This window comes from Streptomyces triticagri (assembly GCF_003429565.1).
Taxonomy (GTDB): Bacteria; Actinomycetota; Actinomycetes; order Streptomycetales; family Streptomycetaceae; genus Streptomyces; species Streptomyces triticagri.
In genome coordinates this window covers 18,537-39,818 of the sequence record NZ_QUAK01000088.1, presented here as the reverse complement: position 1 = coordinate 39,818, position 21,282 = coordinate 18,537, and the positions used below count along the sequence as shown (strand labels likewise).

Annotated in this window: 23 protein-coding genes; 10 read left to right on the top strand and 13 right to left on the bottom strand. The window is 71.4% G+C overall.

Annotation, left to right across the window (positions count from 1 at the left end):
* A complete protein-coding gene (locus tag DY218_RS16645; RefSeq protein WP_128556831.1) occupies positions 1–432 on the top strand; it encodes a VOC family protein in 432 nt (143 codons plus the stop codon).
* A 230-nt stretch (positions 433–662) separates the two neighbouring features.
* Here the strand turns inward: DY218_RS16645 and DY218_RS16640 are convergent, their stop codons facing one another.
* The 3 genes from DY218_RS16640 to DY218_RS16630 form a co-directional block, all read right to left on the bottom strand.
* Positions 663–2,342 carry a vWA domain-containing protein gene (locus DY218_RS16640; protein ID WP_407703636.1) on the bottom strand — a complete coding sequence of 560 codons (1,680 nt, stop codon included), beginning with the start codon at positions 2,340–2,342 and terminating at the stop codon, positions 663–665.
* A gap of 170 nt (positions 2,343–2,512) precedes the next feature.
* Positions 2,513–3,370 (bottom strand): ABC transporter permease, encoded by an 858-nt coding sequence (locus tag DY218_RS16635; protein ID WP_128556830.1) that lies wholly within the window; start codon positions 3,368–3,370, stop codon positions 2,513–2,515.
* Positions 3,367–6,012: an alpha/beta fold hydrolase gene (locus DY218_RS16630; protein WP_128556829.1), complete on the bottom strand. Its 2,646-nt coding sequence runs from the start codon at positions 6,010–6,012 to the stop codon at positions 3,367–3,369. The genes DY218_RS16635 and DY218_RS16630 overlap by 4 nt, the downstream gene beginning before the upstream one ends.
* A 118-nt stretch (positions 6,013–6,130) precedes the next feature.
* On the opposite strand from DY218_RS16630, the gene DY218_RS16625 reads away from it, so the two are divergent.
* The 3 genes from DY218_RS16625 to DY218_RS16615 are packed head-to-tail and all read left to right on the top strand — an operon-like array spanning position 6,131 to position 7,537.
* Positions 6,131–6,631 carry a GNAT family N-acetyltransferase gene (locus DY218_RS16625; protein ID WP_128556828.1) on the top strand — a complete coding sequence of 167 codons (501 nt, stop codon included), beginning with the start codon at positions 6,131–6,133 and terminating at the stop codon, positions 6,629–6,631.
* Positions 6,628–7,104: an NUDIX hydrolase gene (locus DY218_RS16620; protein WP_128556827.1), complete on the top strand. Its 477-nt coding sequence runs from the start codon at positions 6,628–6,630 to the stop codon at positions 7,102–7,104. Before DY218_RS16625 ends, DY218_RS16620 begins: the two co-directional genes overlap by 4 nt.
* A gap of 40 nt (positions 7,105–7,144) precedes the next feature.
* Complete coding sequence (locus DY218_RS16615; RefSeq protein ID WP_128556826.1) at positions 7,145–7,537, top strand: VOC family protein; 393 nt, start codon at positions 7,145–7,147, stop codon at positions 7,535–7,537.
* A gap of 1 nt (position 7,538) precedes the next feature.
* Here DY218_RS16615 and DY218_RS16610 read toward each other — a convergent pair whose 3' ends face one another.
* From DY218_RS16610 to DY218_RS16600, 3 genes are all read right to left on the bottom strand, one after another.
* Positions 7,539–7,865 (bottom strand): YrdB family protein, encoded by a 327-nt coding sequence (locus DY218_RS16610; RefSeq protein WP_233521641.1) that lies wholly within the window; start codon positions 7,863–7,865, stop codon positions 7,539–7,541.
* Positions 7,866–8,040: 175 nt separating this feature from the next.
* Complete coding sequence (locus DY218_RS16605; protein WP_128556825.1) at positions 8,041–8,256, bottom strand: DUF397 domain-containing protein; 216 nt, start codon at positions 8,254–8,256, stop codon at positions 8,041–8,043.
* Complete coding sequence (locus DY218_RS16600; protein ID WP_128556824.1) at positions 8,234–9,079, bottom strand: helix-turn-helix domain-containing protein; 846 nt, start codon at positions 9,077–9,079, stop codon at positions 8,234–8,236. Before DY218_RS16600 ends, DY218_RS16605 begins: the two co-directional genes overlap by 23 nt.
* A 158-nt stretch (positions 9,080–9,237) precedes the next feature.
* Between DY218_RS16600 and DY218_RS16595 the strand changes: the two genes are divergently transcribed.
* Complete coding sequence (locus DY218_RS16595; RefSeq protein WP_233521640.1) at positions 9,238–9,633, top strand: ATP-binding protein; 396 nt, start codon at positions 9,238–9,240, stop codon at positions 9,631–9,633.
* A gap of 222 nt (positions 9,634–9,855) precedes the next feature.
* Here the strand turns inward: DY218_RS16595 and DY218_RS16590 are convergent, their stop codons facing one another.
* Positions 9,856–10,533, bottom strand: coding sequence for a hypothetical protein (locus tag DY218_RS16590; protein ID WP_233521639.1), 678 nt, complete (start codon positions 10,531–10,533; stop codon positions 9,856–9,858).
* A gap of 305 nt (positions 10,534–10,838) precedes the next feature.
* On the opposite strand from DY218_RS16590, the gene DY218_RS16585 reads away from it, so the two are divergent.
* The 3 genes from DY218_RS16585 to DY218_RS34245 all read left to right on the top strand — a co-directional run bounded on the left by DY218_RS16585 (position 10,839) and on the right by DY218_RS34245 (position 11,868).
* Positions 10,839–11,234: a VOC family protein gene (locus DY218_RS16585; RefSeq protein ID WP_128556822.1), complete on the top strand. Its 396-nt coding sequence runs from the start codon at positions 10,839–10,841 to the stop codon at positions 11,232–11,234.
* Positions 11,235–11,239: 5 nt separating this feature from the next.
* A complete protein-coding gene (locus tag DY218_RS16580; RefSeq protein WP_128556821.1) occupies positions 11,240–11,629 on the top strand; it encodes a VOC family protein in 390 nt (129 codons plus the stop codon).
* Between the two features lie 62 nt (positions 11,630–11,691).
* Positions 11,692–11,868: a hypothetical protein gene (locus tag DY218_RS34245; RefSeq protein WP_158574043.1), complete on the top strand. Its 177-nt coding sequence runs from the start codon at positions 11,692–11,694 to the stop codon at positions 11,866–11,868.
* A gap of 291 nt (positions 11,869–12,159) precedes the next feature.
* On the opposite strand, the gene mmsA is transcribed toward DY218_RS34245, so the two are convergent.
* From mmsA to iolC, 5 genes are all read right to left on the bottom strand, one after another.
* On the bottom strand, positions 12,160–13,671 hold the full coding sequence (mmsA, locus tag DY218_RS16575) for a CoA-acylating methylmalonate-semialdehyde dehydrogenase (protein ID WP_128556820.1): 1,512 nt from the start codon (positions 13,669–13,671) through the stop codon (positions 12,160–12,162).
* A gap of 76 nt (positions 13,672–13,747) precedes the next feature.
* Positions 13,748–15,739, bottom strand: a complete 1,992-nt coding sequence (gene iolD / locus DY218_RS16570; protein WP_128556819.1) for a 3D-(3,5/4)-trihydroxycyclohexane-1,2-dione acylhydrolase (decyclizing) — start codon at positions 15,737–15,739, stop codon at positions 13,748–13,750.
* Positions 15,736–16,590 (bottom strand): 5-deoxy-glucuronate isomerase, encoded by an 855-nt coding sequence (iolB, locus tag DY218_RS16565; protein ID WP_128556818.1) that lies wholly within the window; start codon positions 16,588–16,590, stop codon positions 15,736–15,738. Before iolB ends, iolD begins: the two co-directional genes overlap by 4 nt.
* Complete coding sequence (locus DY218_RS16560) at positions 16,590–17,489, bottom strand: Cgl0159 family (beta/alpha)8-fold protein (RefSeq protein ID WP_128556817.1); 900 nt, start codon at positions 17,487–17,489, stop codon at positions 16,590–16,592. Before DY218_RS16560 ends, iolB begins: the two co-directional genes overlap by 1 nt.
* Complete coding sequence (gene iolC / locus DY218_RS16555) at positions 17,486–18,418, bottom strand: 5-dehydro-2-deoxygluconokinase (RefSeq protein ID WP_128556845.1); 933 nt, start codon at positions 18,416–18,418, stop codon at positions 17,486–17,488. The genes DY218_RS16560 and iolC overlap by 4 nt, the downstream gene beginning before the upstream one ends.
* A 260-nt stretch (positions 18,419–18,678) precedes the next feature.
* Between iolC and DY218_RS16550 the strand changes: the two genes are divergently transcribed.
* Both DY218_RS16550 and DY218_RS16545 read left to right on the top strand, forming a co-directional pair.
* Positions 18,679–19,575: a sugar phosphate isomerase/epimerase family protein gene (locus DY218_RS16550; protein WP_128556816.1), complete on the top strand. Its 897-nt coding sequence runs from the start codon at positions 18,679–18,681 to the stop codon at positions 19,573–19,575.
* A gap of 275 nt (positions 19,576–19,850) precedes the next feature.
* A complete protein-coding gene (locus tag DY218_RS16545) occupies positions 19,851–20,048 on the top strand; it encodes a helix-turn-helix transcriptional regulator (RefSeq protein ID WP_128556815.1) in 198 nt (65 codons plus the stop codon).
* A gap of 134 nt (positions 20,049–20,182) precedes the next feature.
* On the opposite strand, the gene DY218_RS16540 is transcribed toward DY218_RS16545, so the two are convergent.
* On the bottom strand, positions 20,183–21,241 hold the full coding sequence (locus DY218_RS16540) for a zinc-dependent alcohol dehydrogenase family protein (RefSeq protein WP_128556814.1): 1,059 nt from the start codon (positions 21,239–21,241) through the stop codon (positions 20,183–20,185).
* Positions 21,242–21,282 lie beyond the last annotated feature (41 nt).

Sequence of the window (21,282 nt, the reverse complement as noted above, 5' to 3'; positions counted from 1 at the left end):
ATGGACATCAAACTCTCCACCTGCTTCATCGCCGTCCACGACCACGACAAGGCCCTCGCCTTCTACCGGGACATCCTCGGGCTCGAGGTCCGCGACGACGTCGGCTTCGAGGGGATGCGCTGGGTGACGGTCGGGTCCCCCGCGCAGCCGGACGTCAGCATCGTCCTCGAGCCGCCGCTCGCCGACCCGAACGCCTCGGCCGAGGACCGGCAGGCCATGGCCGAACTGCTCGCCAAGGGTCTGCTGCGCGGCGTCCTTTTCGAGACCGACGACTGCGACGCCACCTTCGAGCGGATCAGCGCGGCCGGCGGCGAGGTCCTCCAGGAGCCGGTCGACCAGCCCTACGGCGTCCGCGACTGCGCCTTCCGAGACCCCTCGGGCAACATGCTCCGCTTCAACCAGCCCCGCACTTCCAGCCCGTCCGGCGCTTGAGGACATCCTTCAGCGGGTCCGGGGCCACCCTCAGCCCGTCCGGGGCGACCCTCAGCCCGTCCGGGGCCCACCCTCAGCCCGTCCGGCGATTGAGGACATCTTTCAGCCGGTCCGGCGTTTGAGGACGAGGCCCGCCAGGGCCGACTTGAGCCCGTCCGGCGTTTGAGGACAAGGCCCCCAGGGCCGGGGCCTGGCACACACAGACCCCGGCCCGGACGCCGAACGCAACCTCACACCCCAAGATCCCGCGCCCGCGACACCGCCTCAGCGAGCCCCCGCACAGCGTCGTCCGAGGACGACTCCGCCAACCCCCGAGCCCGCTCGGCCAACTCACCGAACCCGAGCGCCCCGGGCAACGGCCCCCGCATCTCCCCGGCAGCACCGTCATCCCGCGACGACCCTCCGCCCCGGGGCGACTCACCCCCATCCTCCACGGGCCCCCGCGCCCGCAACGCGTCAGCGAAGTACGCCGCCACCACAGCCACCTGGAAGTTGCGATCCGCCCCCTCCCAGACACTCTCCCGAAGGGCCCCCGCCTCGATCCCCGAGGACTCCTCCGACGCCTCCCGGGTCTTCGGGTCGAGCCATCGCACCGTAGCCGTCGCCACCTTCCCGCCGGAGGCCACCGCCCCCGCCTTCAACCGCACCGCATACAACGCGGTCACCGTGTGCCCGGGCCCGACCTCCCCGCCGTCCACCCGGTCGTCGCGGAAGTCCTCGTCCGCGACCTGCCGGTTGTCGTACCCGATGAGCCGGAACTTCTCGACCGTCCTGCGGTCGAACGCGACCTGCGCCTTCGCATCGCGCGCCTTGAGATCGATGTGCGCCGGCAGCTCGTCGCAGAACACCTTCCGCGCCTCGTCGATGTCGGACACATAACTCGTGTGCCCGTCACCCTTGTTGGTGAGCCGCTCCATCAGCGCGTCCCCGTAGTCGCTCCCCACGCCGACCCCGAACAGCGTGATCCCGTGCTCCCGCCGAGCCGTGGAGATCTTCTCCAGAATGGCGTCCGCGCCGGTGTCCCCCGTGTTGGCGAGCGCGTCCGACAGCAGCACGACCCGGTTCGTCGCCCCCTTCTTCCGCCCCTCGACCGCGACCTCGTACCCCTCCTGGATGCCCGCGTCCAGATTCGTGGAGTCCTGCGGCGACAGCGAGTCGACCGCGTCCCGCACCCGGCCACGGTGGTCGCCGAGCCGGGTCATCGGCAGCACCGTCTCCGCCTCGGTGCTGAACGTCACGAGCGACACCGAGTCGTCCGGCCGCAGTTGGTCGGTCATGATGCCGAGCGACTTCTTGACCAGATCGAGCCGGCCCGGCTCGGCCATCGACCCGGACACGTCGATGACGAAGGTCAGCGCCGCCGGCGGCCGCTTGCTGCTCGGCTTCGGCGCCGCGGTCGCGAGCCCGACCCGCAGCAACGACCAGTCGTCGCCGCCCGGCGCGCGGGCCCCGTCCACGGACACCGAGAAGCCGTTGCCGTCCGGGCGTTCGTAGTCCTGCCGGAAGCTGTTGACGAACTCCTCGGGCCGTACCGTCGACGGCTGAGGCATCCGGCCACGCTCCAAGGTGCGCCGGGCGTAGCCGTACGAGGCGGTGTCCACGTCCAGCGCAAAGGTGGACAGATAGTCCGGTGGCGGCGCCGCACCCCGTGCCGTGTCCTGATTGCCGTCCTGCTGCGCCCCGTCCGGGCCCGCCGACTGGGCGGGCCGGGGCACGTCGGGCGCGGGCGCGCCGGCGCCCTCCCGCGCGCCCGAGTCCTTCGCCGCACTGTTGCCCCCGCCGCTCGTGCAGCCCGTCAGCAGGACCCCGCCCGCGAGCACCGCCGCGAGCAGCCCCCTGCGTGCGCGCCGCCCGCGCCGGACCCTTTCTCGTACGTCCCGCATCCCGTCCCCCTCGGTTCGCCTGTGCATGGCACTGTGACGAACGGGAGGCCGAGCCGGAGCCGCCTCCGCGGTATCGGAACGATCTCGATTCGGCGACACGGCCGGTTACGCACATCGGCCACGACTCGCGCGACACGGCCACGCGTCGCGCCATCCGGCCGCCACGAGGCGCGCGGGTCAGGACCCTGCCGCGTTTCTCAGGACACGATGTCCTTCCGGGTGAACGCCCGGAACGCAAGCGCGAAAAGCACCAGCGCATACGTCACCGAGACCGCCGTGCCCTGCAGCATCCCGCCCCACTCCGGCCGTGGCTGCAGCGCGTCCACCCAGGCGAACTGCCAGTGCGCCGGCAGCGCGTTGCGCCAGTCGCCCAGGGCGGTGACCGCGTCCAGGACGTTGCCCACGATGGTCAGTCCGACCGCACCGCCGACCGCGCCCAGCGGGGCGTCCGTCTTGGTCGAGAGCCAGAACGCGAGCCCGGCGGTGACCAGTTGGGACGCGAAGACGTAGCCGACCACCACGGTGAGCCGCCAGGCCGCATCGCCCGCCGCGAGACCTCCGCCGGTGGGCAGCTCCAGCGGCCCCCAGCCGTACGCGGCCGTCCCCACCACGAGCGCGACCAGCGGAAGCAGCACCATCGCGGCCGCACTGAAGGCGAGCGCCACGGCCAGCTTGCTCCACAGCAGCCGGGCTCGCGGCACCGGCGCCGCCAGCAGATACCGCAGCGACGACCAGCTCGCCTCCGACGCCACGGTGTCCCCGCAGAACAGCGCCACCGGCACCACGAGCAGGAAGCCCGCCGAGACGAAGAGACAGGTCGCGGCGAAGTTCGCACCGGACTCGGTGGCCGTCTGCATCAGCGAGGGACCGCGCTGCGGATTGCCCTCCGGCGTACCGCCGATGGCGAAGGCGGCCACGAGCACGAACGGCAGGAGCGCAAGGACCAGGCCCATCACCTGGGTACGCCGCCGCTTCAACTGGCGCACCGCCTCCACCCGCAGCGGCAGGGTGCGGCCCGGCCGGAATCCGGGTGCGGACTCGGTGAGCGTGCTCACGCGGAGCCTCCGATCAGAGTCAGGAACGCGTCCTCGAGCCGCCGGTGCGGCCCGACAGCGGTGACCGGCACGTCGAGGCGTATCAGCTCGGCGAGCAGCACCGGCACCGAGGCGCCGTCGAGCCGGACGAGCATCCCGCCGTCCACGGCGACCGCGGAGCCCACCCCGGGCAGCGCGTCCACCTTGCCGACCAGCGCCTCCTGCGGCGGCACCTCGGTGCTGACCAGGAGCGTCTCGCCGGACCCGGTGATCTCGGCGACCGGCCCGGCCTGCACCAGACGGCCGCGGTCCATCACCACGAGGTGGGTGCAGGACTGCTCGACCTCGGCGAGCAGATGGCTGGAGACGATCACGGTGCGGCCGCCCGCCGCGTACCGGATCATCACCTCGCGCATCTCGCGGATCTGCGGCGGGTCGAGGCCGTTGGTCGGCTCGTCCAGGATCAGCAGGTCCGGAAGGCCGAGCATGGCCTGGGCGATGGCGAGCCGCTGCCGCATGCCCTGCGAGTACGTGCGGACCGCGCGCGAGAGGGCGTCACCGAGCCCGGCGATCTCCAGCGCCTCCTCGATGTGCGCGTCCTCGGCGGGGCGGCCGGTGGCCTGCCAGTACAGCTCCAGATTCTCCCGGCCGGACAGATGCGGCAGGAAGCCGGCGCCCTCCACGAACGCCCCGACCCGGGACAGCACCGGCGCGCCCGGCCGGATCGCGTGCCCGAAGACGCGGATCTCGCCGCCGTCCGGCCGGATCAGGCCCATCAGCATGCGCAGGGTGGTGGTCTTGCCCGCGCCGTTCGGCCCGAGGAGGCCGAGGACCTGGCCCTTCTCCACCCGGAAGGAGAGGTCGCTGACCGCGTACCGCTCCGACTTCTTCGCGTACTTCTTGCTCAAGTCGGTGATCTGCAGGGGCACTTCGGCGAGCGCGGGATCCGGTGGCGGGCTCGCCGTGCGACGCCGTGCGGTGACGAGCAGACCGGCCGCCACCGCCGCGGCGCCGAGCGGGGCGATCCACACCCAGGCGGGCACGGGCGTCGCCTCATTGGTCACGCTCGGCGCGGTCGGCACATGCAGGTCGCTCTGCGGCGTCACCTTGTACGTGGCGGGCTCCGCCGGCGAGGCGTACCCGAGGTCGGTGGCCGAGACGACGAACCGCAGCCGGTGACCGGCCTGCACCTCGTGGTCGATCGCGGGCAGCGTCAGCTCGACGTCCTTGCCCTTCCCGGCGTCCGCCACCCGCACGGGCGTGACGAGTTGGGAGGGCAGCACCTGCTCGGTGCCCTTCGGCCCCACGTCGTACACCTTGCCGAACAGCACGGCGTCCTCGCGGCTCGACTCGACCCGCACGGTGACCGTCGGCGAGCCGGTGATCCGCAGGTCGCGGTCGAGCGGCTGGGAGTCGAAACGGGCGTGCTGGCCGGGGAAGTCCATCGACAGACCGCCGATGCCGAGCGCGCTGAGCTGCGTCATACCGCCGGTGATTCCGGGGACTCCCGAGATCGCCGGCGGCCCCGCGCCGGCCGGATTCTCGAAGGTCCGCGTGCCGCCGCCGAGTGCGATCGCCCGATCGCCGCTGTCCAGACCCGGGTACGCGGAGTCCGTGGCGCCCCGCAGCTGTGTCCTGCCGTCCGTGGAGTCGACGCCTCCGGCCCGGCTGACGCGGAAGGCCGGCCCGGTGTCGGCGGAGGTGTCCTCCTTCAGATAGCGGTCGAACCAGGCGCCGACGCGACCGGTGATCCGGTCCTGCTCGCCGTCCCCGCCGTCGTGGCCGCCGGAGATCCAGTCGACGGCGACCGGTGCGCCGTTGTCCCCGATGGTCTTGGCCATGGTGTCCGCCTGGCCGAGCGGGAACAGCGAGTCGGTCTGGCCCTGCACGATCAGGCTGGGCACATTGATCTTGCTGCCGACCGCGGACGGGCTGCGCGCTTCGAGCAGGTCGCGCGCCTTGTCGTCGGGCTTCCCGGAGACCGCGACCCGCTCGTACATCTCGCAGAGCTGTTTCTCGAAGTTCTTGCAGCCGCCGCCGGCCGAGAAGAACGTCCCGGCCCACAGTTTCTTGAACACCCCGTCGGGGAACAGTGCGTCCGCCAGATTCCAGTAGGTGATCTGCGGGGCGATCGCGTCCACCCGCTTGTCGTACCCCGCGGCCAGCAGGGCGACCGCGCCGCCGTACGAGGCGCCGCTCATGCCGACCCGCGGGTCACCGCCCTTGTCGAGCTGCACCTCGGGGCGCTTCGCCAGCCAGTCGATGAGCCGGGAGGCGTCGGCGACCTCGGCCTTCGGGTCGTTCAGCCCGATCTTCCCCGTGGTGCGGCCGAAGCCGCGGGCCGACCAGGTCAGCACCGCGTACCCCTCGCGGGCGAGCTGCTCGGCCTGCTCCCGCACGTCGTCCTTGCTGCCGCCGAAGCCGTGCCCGAGCAGGACCGCCGGCCGCTTCTCGCCCGCGGGGCCCGAGGTGAAGTACGAGGTGTCGATGCGCACCCCGTCGTGTCGCAGCAGCTGGTCGGTGCGCCGCACCTCGGGCTCACCGCCGGTGGCGACGGCCGTCCAGGTGCCGGCGCCGATCAGCACGAGCAGGACGGCGAGCGTCGCGACGAGCCGCCGTCCGTGCAGCCAGGCGGCCGGCGGCCGGGGCAATCGGAGATCCATGCGCTCAACCGTACGGGCGACCTCGGACATCCACTGCCCCCGCCGGGCGGAACCCGTCCACCTCCCGGAGGCGTATATGACCTGCCTCGCGTACCGCACCCGTGGTACGAACACGGCCATGAACCCTGTGAATCCTGAGAGTGAAACGGGTCACGACAGCGGTCGCCCCGAGCACGGGACCGGTCGCCAGGAGCACGACATCCGCCGGGCCACGACCGTCGAGGAGGTGCTCGCGGCGCCGGAGCTCTTCGACTCCACTCCGTACCCGGAGGCCACCCGGCGCTTCCTGGCGGCGCCGGGCCACCACATGTTCCTCGCGTACGCGCCGGACGCACCGCCCGGCATCCCGGTCGGTTTCATCACGGGCATCGAGATGCTGCATCCCGACAAGGGCGTCGAGATGTGCCTCTACGAACTGGGCGTCGCCGAGCCGTACCGCCGCCGCGGCCTCGCCACCGCCCTCATCCACACCCTCCTCGCCCTCTCCCGCGACCTCGACTGCTACGACATGTGGGTCGGCGTCGAACGCGACAACGACCCTGCGCTGAGGGCCTACCGCGGCACGGGCGCGGAGGAGGACGGGGTGTGCGCGGTGCTTGTGTGGGAATTGGCGGGATGAGTTTCCGGCTGGCTGCGTACGCCGTGTGCATCGCGGACGGACAGGTGCTGCTCGCCCGTCACGCGCCCGCGACGGGCACAAGCACCTGGACCCTGCCGGGCGGTCGGGTCGAGCACGCAGAGGATCCGTTCGACGCGGTCGTCCGGGAGGTCGCGGAGGAGACGGGCCGCGAGGCGGTGGTCGAGCGTCTCCTCGGCGTGGACTCCCGGCTGATCCCCGCGGCCGAACGCGCCGTCCCGGGCGGCCCCGACCATCAGAACGTCGGCATCTTCTACCGGGTACGCATCACCGGCAGCCGTCCGCTGCGGCCGGACCCGGACGACGACATCGCCGAGGTGGCGTGGACTCCCGTCCCCGATGTCGCCCGCCTGCACCGCTCGTCGCTGGTCGACACGGGCCTTGCCCTGGCCCGGACCCTCCCGCCGACCGGCCATGTGACTCCGGTCCCGGTCGGTGGCCTGATCCAGCACTGAGCCCGGGTGTTGACGCGCACGGCGGGGGCAGATCAGGGTCATGCCTGACACGCACCGGGCTCCCGCCCGTTTCAAGGATCTCGCCCTCGACGCCCGGGACCACCACGCGCTCGCCGACTGGTGGTGCGAGACGCTCGGCTACGTACGGAGGGACCCGGGCGACGGCACCGGACGCCCGCGCGCCTGGCCGGTCCCCATCGAGGACCCGTCCGGGGCCGGCCCGCTGATCTGGATCAACCCGGTCCCCGAGACCAATACCGCGAAGAACCGCATGCACCTCGACGTATGGGGCGACCCTGCCCGGCTCGTGTCACTGGGCGCGACGCTGCTCCGGGAGCCGGACGACGACGTCTTCTGGCACGTGCTGGCGGACCCGGAGGGCAACGAGTTCTGCGTCTTCGCCCCGGAGGGCGAGGAGGACACGGAGGGCTGAGTCACCTGCCAGCTACGGGATTCCCTGCTCCGGGGCCTGCCGGAATCGCCCACTCGGGCCTGAGCCGCCGGCAGACCTCCACCACCGTGGTGTTCACGACCACCACGACGCCCATCCCGATCGCGAGGCCGGCGTGCCCGACCCCGTACAGCGCCAGCGCACCCCCGCCCAACACCAGCGCCTTCACGACCAGCACGACCGGCACCCCGACCTTGTACTTCGCCCGCGGCGCCGCGAACATCCCCCACAGCAGCACGGCGACGGCCGGCGTCCCGATCCCCGACACCGCGCTCACCAGGGGCCCGTCCCCCGTGGCGAATCCCACCACGCCAGCGACGCGACTGCCGCGAGCTCGATCACGAACGCCAGCACTTCATTCACCAGATACCACAGCGGCCCACGTCTCGCCGCCCCTCCACCCTGCCCCACAACGGCCATACGCCCTCCCCGGGTTCACCGTCACGAGGCCTGAGACTTCCACAGGGCCGACCGAGTTGACCAGGTCAGGGCGCGACGGGCCCGAGCGATGCGATGAAGGCGCGCCATGCCGGGGCGGAGAAGGTGAGGACGGCTGCGTCCTCTGCCACGATCTTGGAATCGCGGACCGGGACGACGGCGCGGGCAGCAAGGAGATGATCGGAGACCTCCAGGCAGTTGCCGCCGTCGCCACTGCTGTAGCTCGACTTCCGCCAGTTCTCAGGGCTGTTGGTTCGCTTCATGGGAGTAATCCTCTGCCACGGCGTTGATCAGAGCCAGGGATTCACGTGGTGACAACGCACTGGCGCCCAGCAGTTGGTAGGCCAGCTGTTGGCCGGCGACCGTCGCCGGATCATCCTCCAGGATGCCGATCCCGAACCCTTGGAGATAGGCGAGAGTCGGGGAGTCCGCGAAGGACATGAGCCGCACCGCACCTGCCATGCACGAGTGCCCTTGCGCAGCGAACGGCACCACCTGGACGACGATCCGCGGCCGCCCCGCCAAGTCCGCCACGTGGCGCAGCGCCTCCGCCATCACGGTCGGCCCGCCGACAGGTCTACGTAACGCCGCCTCATCGAGAACCACCCACAACAACGGGCCTGTTGGATCGTCAAGCAACTTCGCGCGCTCCGTCCGCACGGCGACCAGCTCATCGATCTCCTCCCGTCCGACCGTCGGTCGATGAGCCCGGAACACCGCGTGCGCGTATCGCTCGCTCTGCAGCAGACCGGGAATCAACAGGGGGTCGTACTCCCGGATCTCCGTAGCCACTGCCTCCGCCTCCGCCGCCTCGGCGAAGTGCTTCGGGTGCTTGGACTTGCTGGACGCCCGCACGTTGCGCACGAAGAAGCCACCAGTCGTGAGGGCGTCGTCGAGCCGCTCGGCGATGTCCGGCAGAAGCCTGCGCGTACCGGCTTCGAGCTGGCCGATGAACGAGCCGCTCACGAACAGCAGCTGCCCCAGGGAGCCCTGGGAGTGCCCGGATGCCTCGCGGCGGTGGCGCAACTCCGCGCCGAGAAGCGCACGCGGGGACGCCGACGGGTCGAGACTGCGGGGCTCGGTCATGGCCAACTCCGTTCCAACAGTGGGGATGTTGGGCGGCAACCCATGGCGAGCGTAGCCCGGGGGCCGCCACGCTGGGTGACGAACAACAACACTCAGCGAAGAGCGAGGACGTACCGGCGATGGCAATGGCGAACCGAACAAAGGGCCCAGCCCCAACCGTGGTCACCGAATGGTCCGGCGGCTACGCGCCGCGCGGCACCTCCGTGCGCGAGGCCCGGGCCCGGGCCCGGCTGCTGCTCACCGTCTGGCGCTGGTCCGGTGACGTGGAGGACGCCGTCCTCATCGTGTCGGAACTGGTCACCAACGCCGTACGGCATGCCGCGCGCCCCGGACGCGTACTGGTCCTCCGCCTCGCCGTACTGGAGGACGGCACCCTCCTCGTCGACGTCTCCGACCCGGTCGCCGGCCTCGGTCCGACCGGCGCTGCAGCGCCGGAGTGCGGCCGCGGCCTCGGCATCGTGCGAACGCTGAGCAGCGGAGTCGAGTGGTTCCTGCGGCCGCACGCCGGGAAGACGGTGCGGGCGCGGGTGCCGGGCAGCCCGCTCAGGGACTGAGTGCCGGTGACTTCGCGGCGCGGCGGGCTTCGTCGGCGTACCGCCTGACCGCCTCGGGCCGCAAGGACGTGGGCAGTTGAGCCGGACGCCGCTCGCCGCCGCGGCACTCGGCGCATTCACCGCCGGGAAGCGCCTCCGGCCGCCCCGGCGCGCGGCAGGTGATGCACTCCAGCGTGCGTACGACGGGTCGCCGCGGCGGAAGGACGGGCGGCAGCTTCTCCGTCAGGCGGACCTCGGCCATGCGCCGGGGGGGGAGTGGACCTCGGGCGGCAGGCCGGAGGTCAGCGCCTGCACGAACCGTTCGCGCGTCGCGCCACGCCGCAGCCACTCCTCGACGAGGGGTGCGAGTGCGGTGCAGTCGGCCGCGGAGAGGCTCATCCGGGCGTCGGCCAGGCCGAGTTCGGCCAGCAGCGAGTAGGCCTCGCGGCGACCGCTTTCGGGGGCAGCCACGCCGGATTGCGGCTCGGACGCGCCCCCGGGCGGCCCGGCACCTTCATCCACCCACAGGTCCATGTCCTGGCCCTCGACATACGCGGCCCACCAGCCGTCACCGTGAGCCGTACGCGAGAAGTGCGTACGCGTCACCCACCGGCTGGCCCCGTCCGCGACGACCCACTCCCGCACGCGCCGCAGATGCCCGACCCGCGCCAGGTCCCGCAACGCCGTACCGATCGCGGCCTGCCCGCGCGGCAGTTGGGCAGCAAGTCCCTTGATCGAGATGTCGGCGCCCTCGGGCAATCGGTCTACGTACGCGGCAACGGCCCCCGCGACCGGGCTGAGCCCCTCGAAGTCAGTCGCGCGACGCGGCCCCTGACCAGGCACGCTCTGCTTCCCGAAGCCGGATGCGGCCATGGGGTGGGCGGAGGAGGGCGCAACAAAGATAAGCTTGGCGGCAGCCATTGGGATCGTTCCTAATCCTTGGATCTCGCTGGTCAGACCCCCGGAGGTGTTGGTAGCACCTGGCGGGGGTCGTTTCTTTTGGCAAACGCTACACACATCTGCCACACCATCGCGACCTGATCACGAAATGTCATATCCCTTGCCCGGCAAGGTAGTTGAAGTGGTAAGCATCTCCAGGATCGCGGGCAGGGAGGGCGGGAAAAACTCCCACCCCTTCCCCACAAAGGCCGCTCGACCCTCGGACCTCACGCCCCAAGACCCGAGTCCCGTACCTCGCCGCCAGAAACAGAACGAGGAAGACCGCCATGATCAAAGGCCTGAACAAGCTCGACGTCATCACCCTCTTCGCCGAGGACCTGGCCGCCACCAAGGCCTTCTACACCGACATCTTCGGCCTCGAAGTGGTCTACGAGAACGAAGACTCCGCCGTCGTCAAGCTCGACAACCTCATGATCAACATCCTCACCGCAGCCAACGCCCCCGAACTCATCACCCCTTCCCCCGTCGGTGCCCCCGACACCGGCCCCCGCGCCCTCCTGACCATCGAAGTCCCGGACGCAAACGCCACCTGCGCCGACCTCGAACGGCACGGTGTAACTCTCCTCAACGGCCCGATCGACCGCCCCTGGGGCCGCCGCACCGCCGCCTTCAGCGACCCCTCCGGCAACACCTGGGAAATCGCCCAGGTCATTCAGTCCTGACCGTCATGGCGACCTTCAAGAATCCCCAGATCGTGCTGTTCAGCCAGGACGTGGAGCGGACTGCGGACTTCTACAAGGACATCGGCTTCATCGAGGTCTTTCGAACTCCGGCCGAGGGCGTGCCCATTCACGTCGACCTGACTCTCGACGGCTACCGCATCGGATTCGCCGGCGAGACATCGACACGCGACGATCACGGCCTGGCCCCGATCGTCGCCGGCCAACGCGCAGCGGTGATCCTGTGGACCGACGACACGTCACAGGCCTATGCCCGTCTGCTCGAACTGGGCGCCACACCGGTCAAGGCCCCTGAACCATGGTTGAGCGATCTACTGATCGCCTGGGCCGAGGACCCCGACGGCCACCTCATCCAAGTCGTCCAACACACAAGGTGACCCGGACGGTCCCTCCACACGCCCGGCGCGGGATGTCAGACCCCTTTGGCACGCTGCCCCGCATGGCTCTCGAATCCACTCCAGAACTCGTCCAGTTGACCGCGCACGATGTCACCCCAGAACCGCTGAAGGAGTCCCTGCGGCGCCTCCCCCGCGCCGCCAACACGGACGACTGGTATGCCGACGTCCGCGCAGCCCGGGAATTGCTGACCGAGGACCGTGACGCATGGGACGACTGATCCTCGACACCGGAGTGATCGCGGCCGTGGACCGCGGACGTCTGCAGTGGGACGACGTGCTCGCCGATGATGACGACGCAGCAATCTCCGCGGTGACCGCCTCTGAGCTCCTCGTGGGCGTCCGACTCGCCACCCCGGCCCACGCGGAGCGGCGTCGTGTTTTCGTCGAGGGCATTCTCGACGACTTTCCCCATCGAGCCCTACACACTGGGCACGGCCCGTATCCACGCACGGGCCGCCCCGCCTCCCGGAGAGTGAGCGAGACGGGGGGCAGGACGGACAGGCCAGGCGTCAGTGGTTGCGCGGGAAGCCCAGGTCGACGCCGGCGGGGGTGTCGGAGGGGTCAGGCCAGCGGGTGGTGACGACCTTGCCGCGGGTGTAGAAGTGCGTGCCGTCGTTGCCGTAGATGTGGTGGTCGCCGAAGAGGGAGTCCTTCCAGCCGCCGAAGCTGTGGTAGCCGACGGGGACCGGGATCGGGACGTTGACGCCGACCATGCCGGCCTCGACCTCCAGCTGGAAGCGGCGGGCCGCGCCACCGTCGCGGGTGAAGATCGCGGTGCCGTTGCCGAACGGCGAGGCGTTGATCAGGGCCACGCCCTCCTCGTACGTGTCCACGCGCAGGACGGAGAGGACCGGGCCGAAGATCTCGTCCCGGTAGGCCTGGGCGCTGGTGGGGACGTGGTCGAGGAGGGAGAGGCCGATCCAGTGGCCGCCGTCGAAGCCCTCGACGGTGTGGCCGGTGCCGTCGAGGACGACCTCGCAGCCGTCGGCCGCGGCGCCGTGGACGTACGAGGCGACCTTGTCGCGGTGCGCGGCGGTGATCAGCGGGCCCATCTCGGAGGACGGGTCGTTACCCGGACCGATCTTGATCTTCTCGGCGCGGTCCTTGATCTTCGCGACGAGTTCGTCGCCGACCGCACCGACCGCGACCACCGCGGAGATCGCCATGCAGCGCTCGCCCGCCGAGCCGTAGGCCGCCGAGACCGCGGCGTCGGCGGCGGCGTCCAGGTCGGCGTCGGGCAGCACGAGCATGTGGTTCTTGGCGCCACCGAGCGCCTGCACGCGCTTGCCGTTGGCGGAGGCGGTGGTGTGGATGTAGCGGGCGATCGGGGTGGAGCCGACGAAGGAGACCGCCGCGACGTCCGGGTGCTCCAGGAGGCGGTCGACGGCGACCTTGTCACCGTGCACGACATTGAAGACGCCGTCCGGGAGGCCCGCCTCGGCGAGGAGTTCGGCCAGCTTCAGAGAAGCGGACGGGTCCTTCTCGGAGGGCTTGAGCACAAAGGTGTTGCCGCAGGCGATGGCGATCGGGAACATCCACATCGGCACCATGGCAGGGAAGTTGAACGGCGTGATGCCGGCGACCACACCCAGCGGCTGCCGGATCGACGACACGTCGACGCGGGAGGCCACCTCGGTCGACAGCTCGCCCTTGAGCTGGACGGTGATCCCGCAGGCCAGGTCCACGATCTCCAGTCCGCGGGCGACCTCGCCGAGCGCGTCCGAGTGGACCTTGCCGTGCTCGGCGGTGATCAGCTCGGCGATCTCGTCGCGATGCGCGTCGAGCAGCGCACGGAACTTGAACAGCACCGCCGTACGCTTCGACAGCGAGGACAGACCCCAGCTCGCATACGCGTCCTTGGCGGCGGCGACGGCCGCGTCGACCTCGTCGACCGAGGCGAAGGCGACCCGGGTGGTGACCTCGCCGGTCGCCGGGTCGGTGACCGGGCCCTGGTTGCCCGAGGTGCCCTCGACGGACTTGCCGCCGATCCAGTGGTGGACGGTCTTCGTCGTGCCGGTCATGTCGACAGCTCCTTCACAGATGGCGGCAGCTCGTCGAGCCCGTGCAGCAGCTCGTCGAGCGTGTGCGGCAGCTCGGTCAGAGATGGCGGCGTCGGGCGGCCACCTGCCGTTCGTACTCCTCACGGGCCGAGATCGCGGACGGGCGGGTCGCGGTCTCGGCCACGGGCACATCCCACCACGCCTGACCCGAGGGCACGCCCGACACTGTGTCTGCCGTTTCGGTCTCCACATAGACACATGTGGGTACGTCCGAGGCTCGCGCCTCACGCAGGACCTTGTCGAGACCACGCACCGTGTCGGCGGTGAGGACGCGCATGCCGAGGGAGGCGGCGTTCGCGGCGAGGTCGACGGGCAGCGGGGCGCCGGTGTACGTGCCGTCCGCGGCGCGGTGACGGTACGCCGTGCCGAAGCCCTCGGCGCCGACCGTCCCCGAGAGGCCGCCGATGGAGGCGTAGCCGTGGTTCTGCAGGACGACGACCTTGATCGGGAGGCCCTCCTGGACGGCCGTGACGATCTCCGTGGGCATCATCAGATACGTGCCGTCCCCGACGACCGCCCACACCTTCCGCTCGGGGGCGGCGAGTTGGACACCGATCGCCGCGGGGATCTCGTAGCCCATGCAGGAGTAGCCGTACTCGACGTGGTACTGCCGAGGGTCGCGGGCGCGCCACAGTTTGTGCAGGTCGCCGGGGAGCGAGCCGGCCGCGTTGATCAGTACGTCGTCGGCGGTGAAGAGGGCGTCCAGGGCGCCGACGACCTGGATCTGGGTGGGGCGTGCGTGCTCGTCGGGTGCGGTGAAGGCGCGGGTGACCTGCTGCTCCCAGTCGGTCTTGACGCGCCGGTACTCCTGCTCGTAGGCCTCGGAGACGTGGTGGGCGGGGGTGCGTTCGCCGTCCAGCACGCGCTCGCGCAACTCGCCGTGCAGCCACTGGAGTCCGGTCCGCGCATCACCCACCAGGGACACCGCACCCATCTTGTGGCTGTCGAAGCCGGTGACGTTGAGGTTGACGAAGCGGACGTCCGGGTTCTGGAAGAGGGTGCCGGAGGCCGTCGTGAAGTCCGTGTAGCGGGTGCCGACGCCGAGGATCAGGTCGGCGGTGCGGGCGAGTTGGTTGGCGGTCGCGGTGCCGGTGGAGCCGATGCCGCCGACGTCCGAGGGATGGTCGTGGTCGAGGCTGCCCTTGCCGGCCTGGGTGGAGGCGACCGGGATGCCGGTCGAGTCGGCGAGCGCGCGCAGGGCGGGCTCGGCGGCGCTGTGGTGCACGCCGCCGCCGGCGATGATCAGGGGGCGTTCGGCGGACCGGATCAGGGCCGACGCCTCGTGCACGTCACGCTGTTCGGGTCCCTGGCGCGGCACTCGCCACACCCGCTCGGCGAAGAAGTCCTCGGGCCAGTCGTACGCCTCCGCCTGCACGTCCTGCGGCAGCGCGAGGGTGACCGCGCCGGTCTCGGCCGGGTCCGCGAGCACCCGCATCGCGGCGAGCGCGGCCGGGATCAGGGCCTCGGGGCGGGTGATCCGGTCGAAGTAGCGGGAGACGGGGCGCAGACAGTCGTTGACCGACACGTCGCCCGCGTACGGGACTTCGAGCTGCTGGAGTACGGGGTCGGCGGGGCGGGTGGCGAAGATGTCGCCGGGGAGCAGCAGCACCGGGAGGCGGTTGATGGTGGCGAGGGCGGCGCCGGTGACGAGGTTGGTCGCGCCGGGGCCGATGGAGGTGGTGACGGCGTGGGCGGAGAGCCTGCCGGACTGGCGGGCGTAGCCGACGGCGGCGTGCACCATGGCCTGCTCGTTGCGGCCCTGGTGGTACGGCATGGTGTGGTCGCCACCGCCACCGCCACCTGTGCCGGGGGCGCCGTACACGCCCGGTTCGAGGAGGGCCTGGCCGATGCCCGCGACGTTCCCATGGCCGAAGATGCCCCAGGTGGCGGCGATCAGACGCTGCCGGATGCCGTCCCGTTCGGTGAACTGGCGGGTCAGGAAGGTGAGCAGGGCCTGTGCGGTGGTGAGCCGGCGGGTGGCAGCTCGTTCGGCGGCGGATCGCGCGCCGGTCGGTCGGCGGGTGGTCATCGGTATCCCTCCGCGTGATCCGGATGGAAGCGGATCTTCCACTCCCGTTCGTCACCGGGTCCGGCCATCACATTCAGGTAGTACATCCGGTGGCCGGGCTGTGCGATCGACGGTCCGTGCCAGCCGTCCGGCACCAGGACCACGTCCCCGGTGCGGACTTCGGCGAGTACGTCCGTACCGCCCGGGCGCGACGGCGACACCCGCTGATAGCCGAGGCCGCCCGGTCCCTCGATCTCGAAGTAGTAGATCTCCTCGAGTTCGCTCTCCTCGCCCGGCACCTGCTCGTCGTGCTTGTGCGGCGGGTACGAGGACCAGTTGCCGCCGGGGGTGACCACCTCGACCGCGATCAGGCGGTCGCAGTCGAACGCGTCGGCGGCGGCGAACCCGCGCACCTCGCGCGTGCAGTTCCCGCTGCCGCGCTGTTCGAGCGGTACCTCCGGCGCGGGGCCGTAGCGGGCGGGGAGTCGACGCTCGCACTTCGCTCCTGCCAGGGCGAAGCGGCCTCCCGCGCCGGAGGCGATCTGGACATGGGCGTCGCGCGGTACGCGGACGAAGTCGCTCGCCCCGCTGAACACGCTCTCGCGTCCCATGAGTTCGAAGAACTCGCCGCTCGCGTGCACCGTACATCCGCCGGACAGCGGGAGCACGATCCACTCGCAGTCGCCGGTGTGCAGGGAGAGCGAGCCGCCGGGCGGCAGTTCGGCGATGCGCAGTGCGCTGTGCGCGAGGCCGTACTTCCCGGGGCCGGCAGGCCCTTCGCCGGCCGGTCCTGCGCCGCCCGGCGCTTCCTCGCCCGCGTCGATCCGCAGCGCGTACGGTCCCTCGGCCGCCGAGCCCGCCGGTACGTGCATCACGCCTCCCCCACCAGGGCGACGGCGGTGTCCACGGCCGCCGTCACATCGTCATCCGCCGGATACAACAACGACCGTCCCACCACGAGTCCCTGAACCGTCGGAAGACGCAGCGCGGCCCGCCATTTTTCGTACACCGCGTCCTGCTCCGCGGGGGTGCGGCCGGTGTCGCCGCCGAGCAGCACCACCGGCAACGTGGTGGCCTCGAGCGCCCGCGCCGTACCGTCCGCATCATCGGTGACCGGCACCTTCAGCCAGGTGTACGCGGAGGTGCCGGCGAGGCCTGAGGCCACCGCGATGGAGGTGGTGACGGCCTCGGGACTGAGGTCGTTGCGCAGCCGGCCGTCGATCCGGCGGGACAGGAAGGGCTCGACGAACACCGGAAGGCCCCGCTCCGCCATCGCGTCGATCACCCGCGCACCGGCGTCGAGCGTGGCGAGCGAGCCGGGGTCGGTGTAGTCGATGCGCAGCAGCAGCTTGCCCGCGTCGAGGCCGAGACGGGCGATGTCCTCGGGGCGGTACCCGGTGAACCGGTCGTCCAGCTCGAAGGCCGAACCGGCAAGGCCGCCGCGGTTCATCGACCCCATCACCACCTTGTCGTCGAGCGCGCCGAGCAGCAGCAGGTCCTCGACGATGTCGGCGGTGGCGAGGACGCCGTCCACACCGGGGCGGGCGAGCGCGAGGCAGAGACGCTCGAGGAGGTCGCGGCGGTTGGCCATGGCCATGCGGCGCCCGCCGACGGAGAGCGCGCCGCGTGCCGGATGATCCGCGGCGATGATCATCAGTCGGCCGCCGGGGCCGACAAGGGGGCGGCGCTTGCGGCGGGCGGCCGCCTCGGCGAAGGCCTCGGGGTGTCTGGCCCGCACCCGGGCCAGTTCGCCGGGGCTGACTGCGCTCACGCCCGGCCCCCTTCCAGGCCCAGCACCGCGGCCACCTCGTGCGGATACGGCATCGCCGAGGAACAGGCGAGGCGGGAGGCGACGATGGCGCCGGCCGCGTTCGCGAACCGTACGGTCTCGTCCAGGGCCAGGCCGGCGAGCAGCCCGTGGCAGAGGGCTCCGCCGAAGGCGTCGCCGGCGCCCAGGCCGTTCACCACCTCCACCGGGACGGGCGGCACTTCGGCGCTCCGGCCGTCGGCGGCCACGGCGAGTACGCCCTTCGGTCCCTGTTTGACCACGGCCAGTTCGACGCCTGCGCCGAGCAACGCCCTTGCTGCGGCGTGTGGTTCGTCCGCGCCGGTGGCGACCCGGCACTCCTCCAGGTTCCCCACGGCGACCGTGGCGTGCGCGAGCGCCTCCTCGTACACGGGGCGTGCGGTGTCCGGGTCCGGCCAGAACATCGGCCGCCAGTCCAGATCGAGCACCGTGGTCCCGGACTTCGCGCGGTGGCGGAGCGCGTCCAGAGTCGCCGTACGGCTGGGCTCCTCGCTCAGGCCGGTGCCGGTCGCCCAGAAGATGCGGGCGGCACGGATCGCGTCCAGGTCCAGCTCCCCGGTGCGGATCTCCAGATCGGGGGCCTTGGGCTGTCGGTAGAAGTAGAGCGGGAAGTCGTCCGGCGGGAAGATCTCGCAGAACGTCACCGGTGTCGGCAGGCCCGGCACCCCGCTCACCCAGCGGTCGTCCACCCCGAACTCCCGCAGCGCCTCGTGGAGATACCTGCCGAACGGGTCCTGCCCGGTCCGGGTCACCACGGCCGTGCGCCGGCCGAGCCGTGCCGCGGCCACCGCGACATTGCTCGGCGACCCGCCGAGGAACTTCCCGAACGTCTCGACCCGCTCCAACGGCACCCCGCCCTGCAGCGGATACAGATCGACACCGATCCGGCCCATGGTGATGACGTCGTACGGGTCGGGTTCGTCGTACGCGGGTGGCGCGGCAGGCTCGTCCGGAGGCGGTGGGGTCGCGTCCTGCGGATCGGTCACCGTCCACGTCCCTTCGGTACGCACGCGTCGGCCGGAGCCCGGCATCGCGCCTCCCGGGTCCCGCGTGTCCCCAGGTCTAGTCCCGCTCCCGAGCACTGTCAACATTTTGTCCTTACATTCGGACCACTGCTTGACACTCCTCTCCGGCCGCCGCGAGGCTGGCGGCCATGACGCTGTCGCGCATCCGCATCGGTTCGGCGCCCGACTCCTGGGGCGTGTGGTTCCCCGACGACCCCCAGCAGATCCCCTGGCAACGCTTCCTCGACGAGGTCTCCGACTCCGGTTACGCGTGGATCGAACTCGGCCCGTACGGCTATCTCCCCACCGACCCCGACCGGCTCCGCGCGGAGACCGAGCGCCGCGAACTGCGCGTCTCCGCGGGCACCGTCTTCACCGGTCTGCATCACGGGCCCGAGGTCTGGGACGCGACCTGGGAGCACGTCGCACGGGTCGCCGAACTGACCCGGGCCACCGGCGCCGGGCACCTCGTGGTGATCCCCTCCTTCTGGCGTGACGACAAGACGGGCAAGGTCCTCGAGGACCGCGAACTGACCGCGGAGCAGTGGCGGCACCTGACCACGGGGACCGAGCGCCTCGCCCGCGAGGTCGGCGACCGGTACGGACTGCGCATCGTGGTCCACCCGCACGCCGACACCCATGTCGACACCGAGGAGAACGTCACCCGCTTCCTCGACGCGACCGACCCCGAGCTGGTCCAACTCTGCCTGGACACCGGCCACTACGCGTACTGCGGCGGCGACAGCGTCCGCCTGATCGAGACCTACGGCGAGCGCATCGGCTATCTGCACCTCAAGCAGGTCGCCCCGGGCGTACTGGCCGAGGTGCGCGCCGAGGATCTGCCGTTCGGTCCCGCCGTGGCACGTGGCGTGATGTGCGAACCGCCTCTGGGCGTACCCGAACTGCCTCCGGTGCTCGAGGCGGCGCAGGCGCTCGGCGTGGAGCTCTTCGCCATCGTCGAGCAGGACATGTATCCGTGCCCGCCCGACCGGCCGCTGCCGATCGCCCGCCGCACCCGCCAGTACCTGCGCGGCTGCGGGGCCTGAGCGGGGCGGCGCCCGCGGCGGCGCCACACCCCCGTCCCTCCGGCCCCGGCCGTCCTGTCACCCCTGCAACCACTCCGTCACCGAAGTCCCCCTCCTGTCACATATGTCTCGATCACGCGGGTTCCCCGTCACGCCCTGTCGACAAGCGCTCGCTCGCGGTCGATAGGCCTCGTTCACCGGGCACAGGCCGAGTGATTGCGATGCGTCCGCGCCGCGGCTCCCCCGACGGCCCTCCCGGCCGAGGCCGTGGCGCGTAGCAGGAGGTGCCACCGAAGATGACCGACCGACGGCTCTGGTCGTACAAGGAGATCGCCGCGCACATCAAGGTCCAGCCGGACACTGTGCGCTCCTACCGCAAGCACGGGCTGCTGCCGCCTCCCGACCATGTGGAACGGGGCAAGCCCTACTGGTACGCGGACACCGTACGAGCCTGGGTCGCCCGCCGCCCCCGCAACCGCGGCCGCGCGAACTGACCACACGGCTTCCAGCCTCTCGCCCCCTTTCTGTCTCAACTCCCTTTCTCCCTCGTCCTCTTCGGCCCCGCCGCCCTTCACCCGGGCGCCGGGGCCGGGGCATGACGACCTCGACCCTTCAGTCCTCCGTACCTTCAGTCCTCCGTACGCCACGGCTCGACCACCGTGACCCCCGCGCCCGACGCCCGCTGCCCCAGTGCGGCGAGCGCGGACGGGGCCTCGTCCAAGGTGATGGCGGAGGTGACCAGGAGGTCGGGACGCAGGAGCCCGGAACGGACGAGCTCCATCATCGGCGGGTAGGCGTGGGCCGCCATGCCGTGGCTGCCCAGGATCTCCAACTCAAGGGCGATCACCCGGGACATCGGCACCCCCGGGTCACCGGCTGCCGACGGCAGCAGGCCCACCTGCACATGGCGCCCGCGACGGCGCAGGCACTGCACGGAGCTCGCACAGGTCTCCGGCGACCCGAGCGCGTCCAGGGACAACTGGGCACCGCCGCCCGTGAGATCACGGACCACGGCGGCCGCGCCGCCGGGCACCCCGGACGCGTCGACGCACTCCGCCGCCCCGAACCGCCGCGCCATCTCCAGGGCCGCCGGCGAGACGTCGACGGCCACCACCCGGGCACCGGAGGCCGCGGCGATCATCACCGCGGAGAGCCCCACGCCACCGCAGCCGTGCACGGCGACCCACTCGCCGGGCGCCACCCTGCCCTGTGCGACGACCGCACGGAACGCGGTGGCGAACCGGCAGCCGAGACCTGCCGCGGTCGCATACGACAGCTCGCGCGGGACGGCCACCAGATTCACATCGGCGTGCTCGAGCGCCACGTACTCGGCGAAGGAACCCCAGTGGGTGAAGCCCGGCTGGGTCTGCCGGTCGCACACCTGCTGCTGTCCTGCGGCGCACGCGTCGCAGTGTCCGCAGGCGCAGACGAACGGCACCGTCACCCGGTCCCCGACCCGCCAGCGGGTCACCTCGGGGCCCAACGCCTCGATCACTCCGGCCAGTTCATGTCCCGGGACGTGCGGCAGGGTGATGTCCGGGTCGTGGCCCATCCAGCCGTGCCAGTCGCTGCGGCACAGGCCCGTCGCCTCCACCCTGACCACCGCGCCCGCCGGGGCCGGCGCAGGATCGGGCACGGTCCGCACCCGCGCCTCCCGGCCGAACTGCTCGAACACCACTGCCCGCATCCCTGCCACCCTTCATCGCACCGGACGAGACCCGACCGGGC

Excerpts from the sequence above, each read along its gene's own strand:
- mmsA (WP_128556820.1), bottom strand. The coding sequence starts at position 13,671 with ATGACCGGCACGACGAAGACCGTCCACCACTGGATCGGCGGCAAGTCC.
- DY218_RS16550 (WP_128556816.1), top strand. The coding sequence starts at position 18,679 with ATGACGCTGTCGCGCATCCGCATCGGTTCGGCGCCCGACTCCTGGGGC.
- DY218_RS34245 (WP_158574043.1), top strand. The coding sequence starts at position 11,692 with ATGGCTCTCGAATCCACTCCAGAACTCGTCCAGTTGACCGCGCACGAT.
- DY218_RS16600 (WP_128556824.1), bottom strand. The coding sequence starts at position 9,079 with ATGACCGAGCCCCGCAGTCTCGACCCGTCGGCGTCCCCGCGTGCGCTT.
- DY218_RS16615 (WP_128556826.1), top strand. The coding sequence starts at position 7,145 with ATGCCTGACACGCACCGGGCTCCCGCCCGTTTCAAGGATCTCGCCCTC.
- DY218_RS16585 (WP_128556822.1), top strand. The coding sequence starts at position 10,839 with ATGATCAAAGGCCTGAACAAGCTCGACGTCATCACCCTCTTCGCCGAG.
- DY218_RS16630 (WP_128556829.1), bottom strand. The coding sequence starts at position 6,012 with ATGGATCTCCGATTGCCCCGGCCGCCGGCCGCCTGGCTGCACGGACGG.
- DY218_RS16590 (WP_233521639.1), bottom strand. The coding sequence starts at position 10,533 with ATGGCTGCCGCCAAGCTTATCTTTGTTGCGCCCTCCTCCGCCCACCCC.
- iolD (WP_128556819.1), bottom strand. The coding sequence starts at position 15,739 with ATGACCACCCGCCGACCGACCGGCGCGCGATCCGCCGCCGAACGAGCT.
- DY218_RS16580 (WP_128556821.1), top strand. The coding sequence starts at position 11,240 with ATGGCGACCTTCAAGAATCCCCAGATCGTGCTGTTCAGCCAGGACGTG.
- iolC (WP_128556845.1), bottom strand. The coding sequence starts at position 18,418 with ATGGGCCGGATCGGTGTCGATCTGTATCCGCTGCAGGGCGGGGTGCCG.
- iolB (WP_128556818.1), bottom strand. The coding sequence starts at position 16,590 with ATGCACGTACCGGCGGGCTCGGCGGCCGAGGGACCGTACGCGCTGCGG.
- DY218_RS16540 (WP_128556814.1), bottom strand. The coding sequence starts at position 21,241 with ATGCGGGCAGTGGTGTTCGAGCAGTTCGGCCGGGAGGCGCGGGTGCGG.
- DY218_RS16605 (WP_128556825.1), bottom strand. The coding sequence starts at position 8,256 with ATGAAGCGAACCAACAGCCCTGAGAACTGGCGGAAGTCGAGCTACAGC.
- DY218_RS16545 (WP_128556815.1), top strand. The coding sequence starts at position 19,851 with ATGACCGACCGACGGCTCTGGTCGTACAAGGAGATCGCCGCGCACATC.
- DY218_RS16645 (WP_128556831.1), top strand. The coding sequence starts at position 1 with ATGGACATCAAACTCTCCACCTGCTTCATCGCCGTCCACGACCACGAC.
- DY218_RS16640 (WP_407703636.1), bottom strand. The coding sequence starts at position 2,342 with ATGCACAGGCGAACCGAGGGGGACGGGATGCGGGACGTACGAGAAAGG.
- DY218_RS16620 (WP_128556827.1), top strand. The coding sequence starts at position 6,628 with ATGAGTTTCCGGCTGGCTGCGTACGCCGTGTGCATCGCGGACGGACAG.
- DY218_RS16625 (WP_128556828.1), top strand. The coding sequence starts at position 6,131 with ATGAACCCTGTGAATCCTGAGAGTGAAACGGGTCACGACAGCGGTCGC.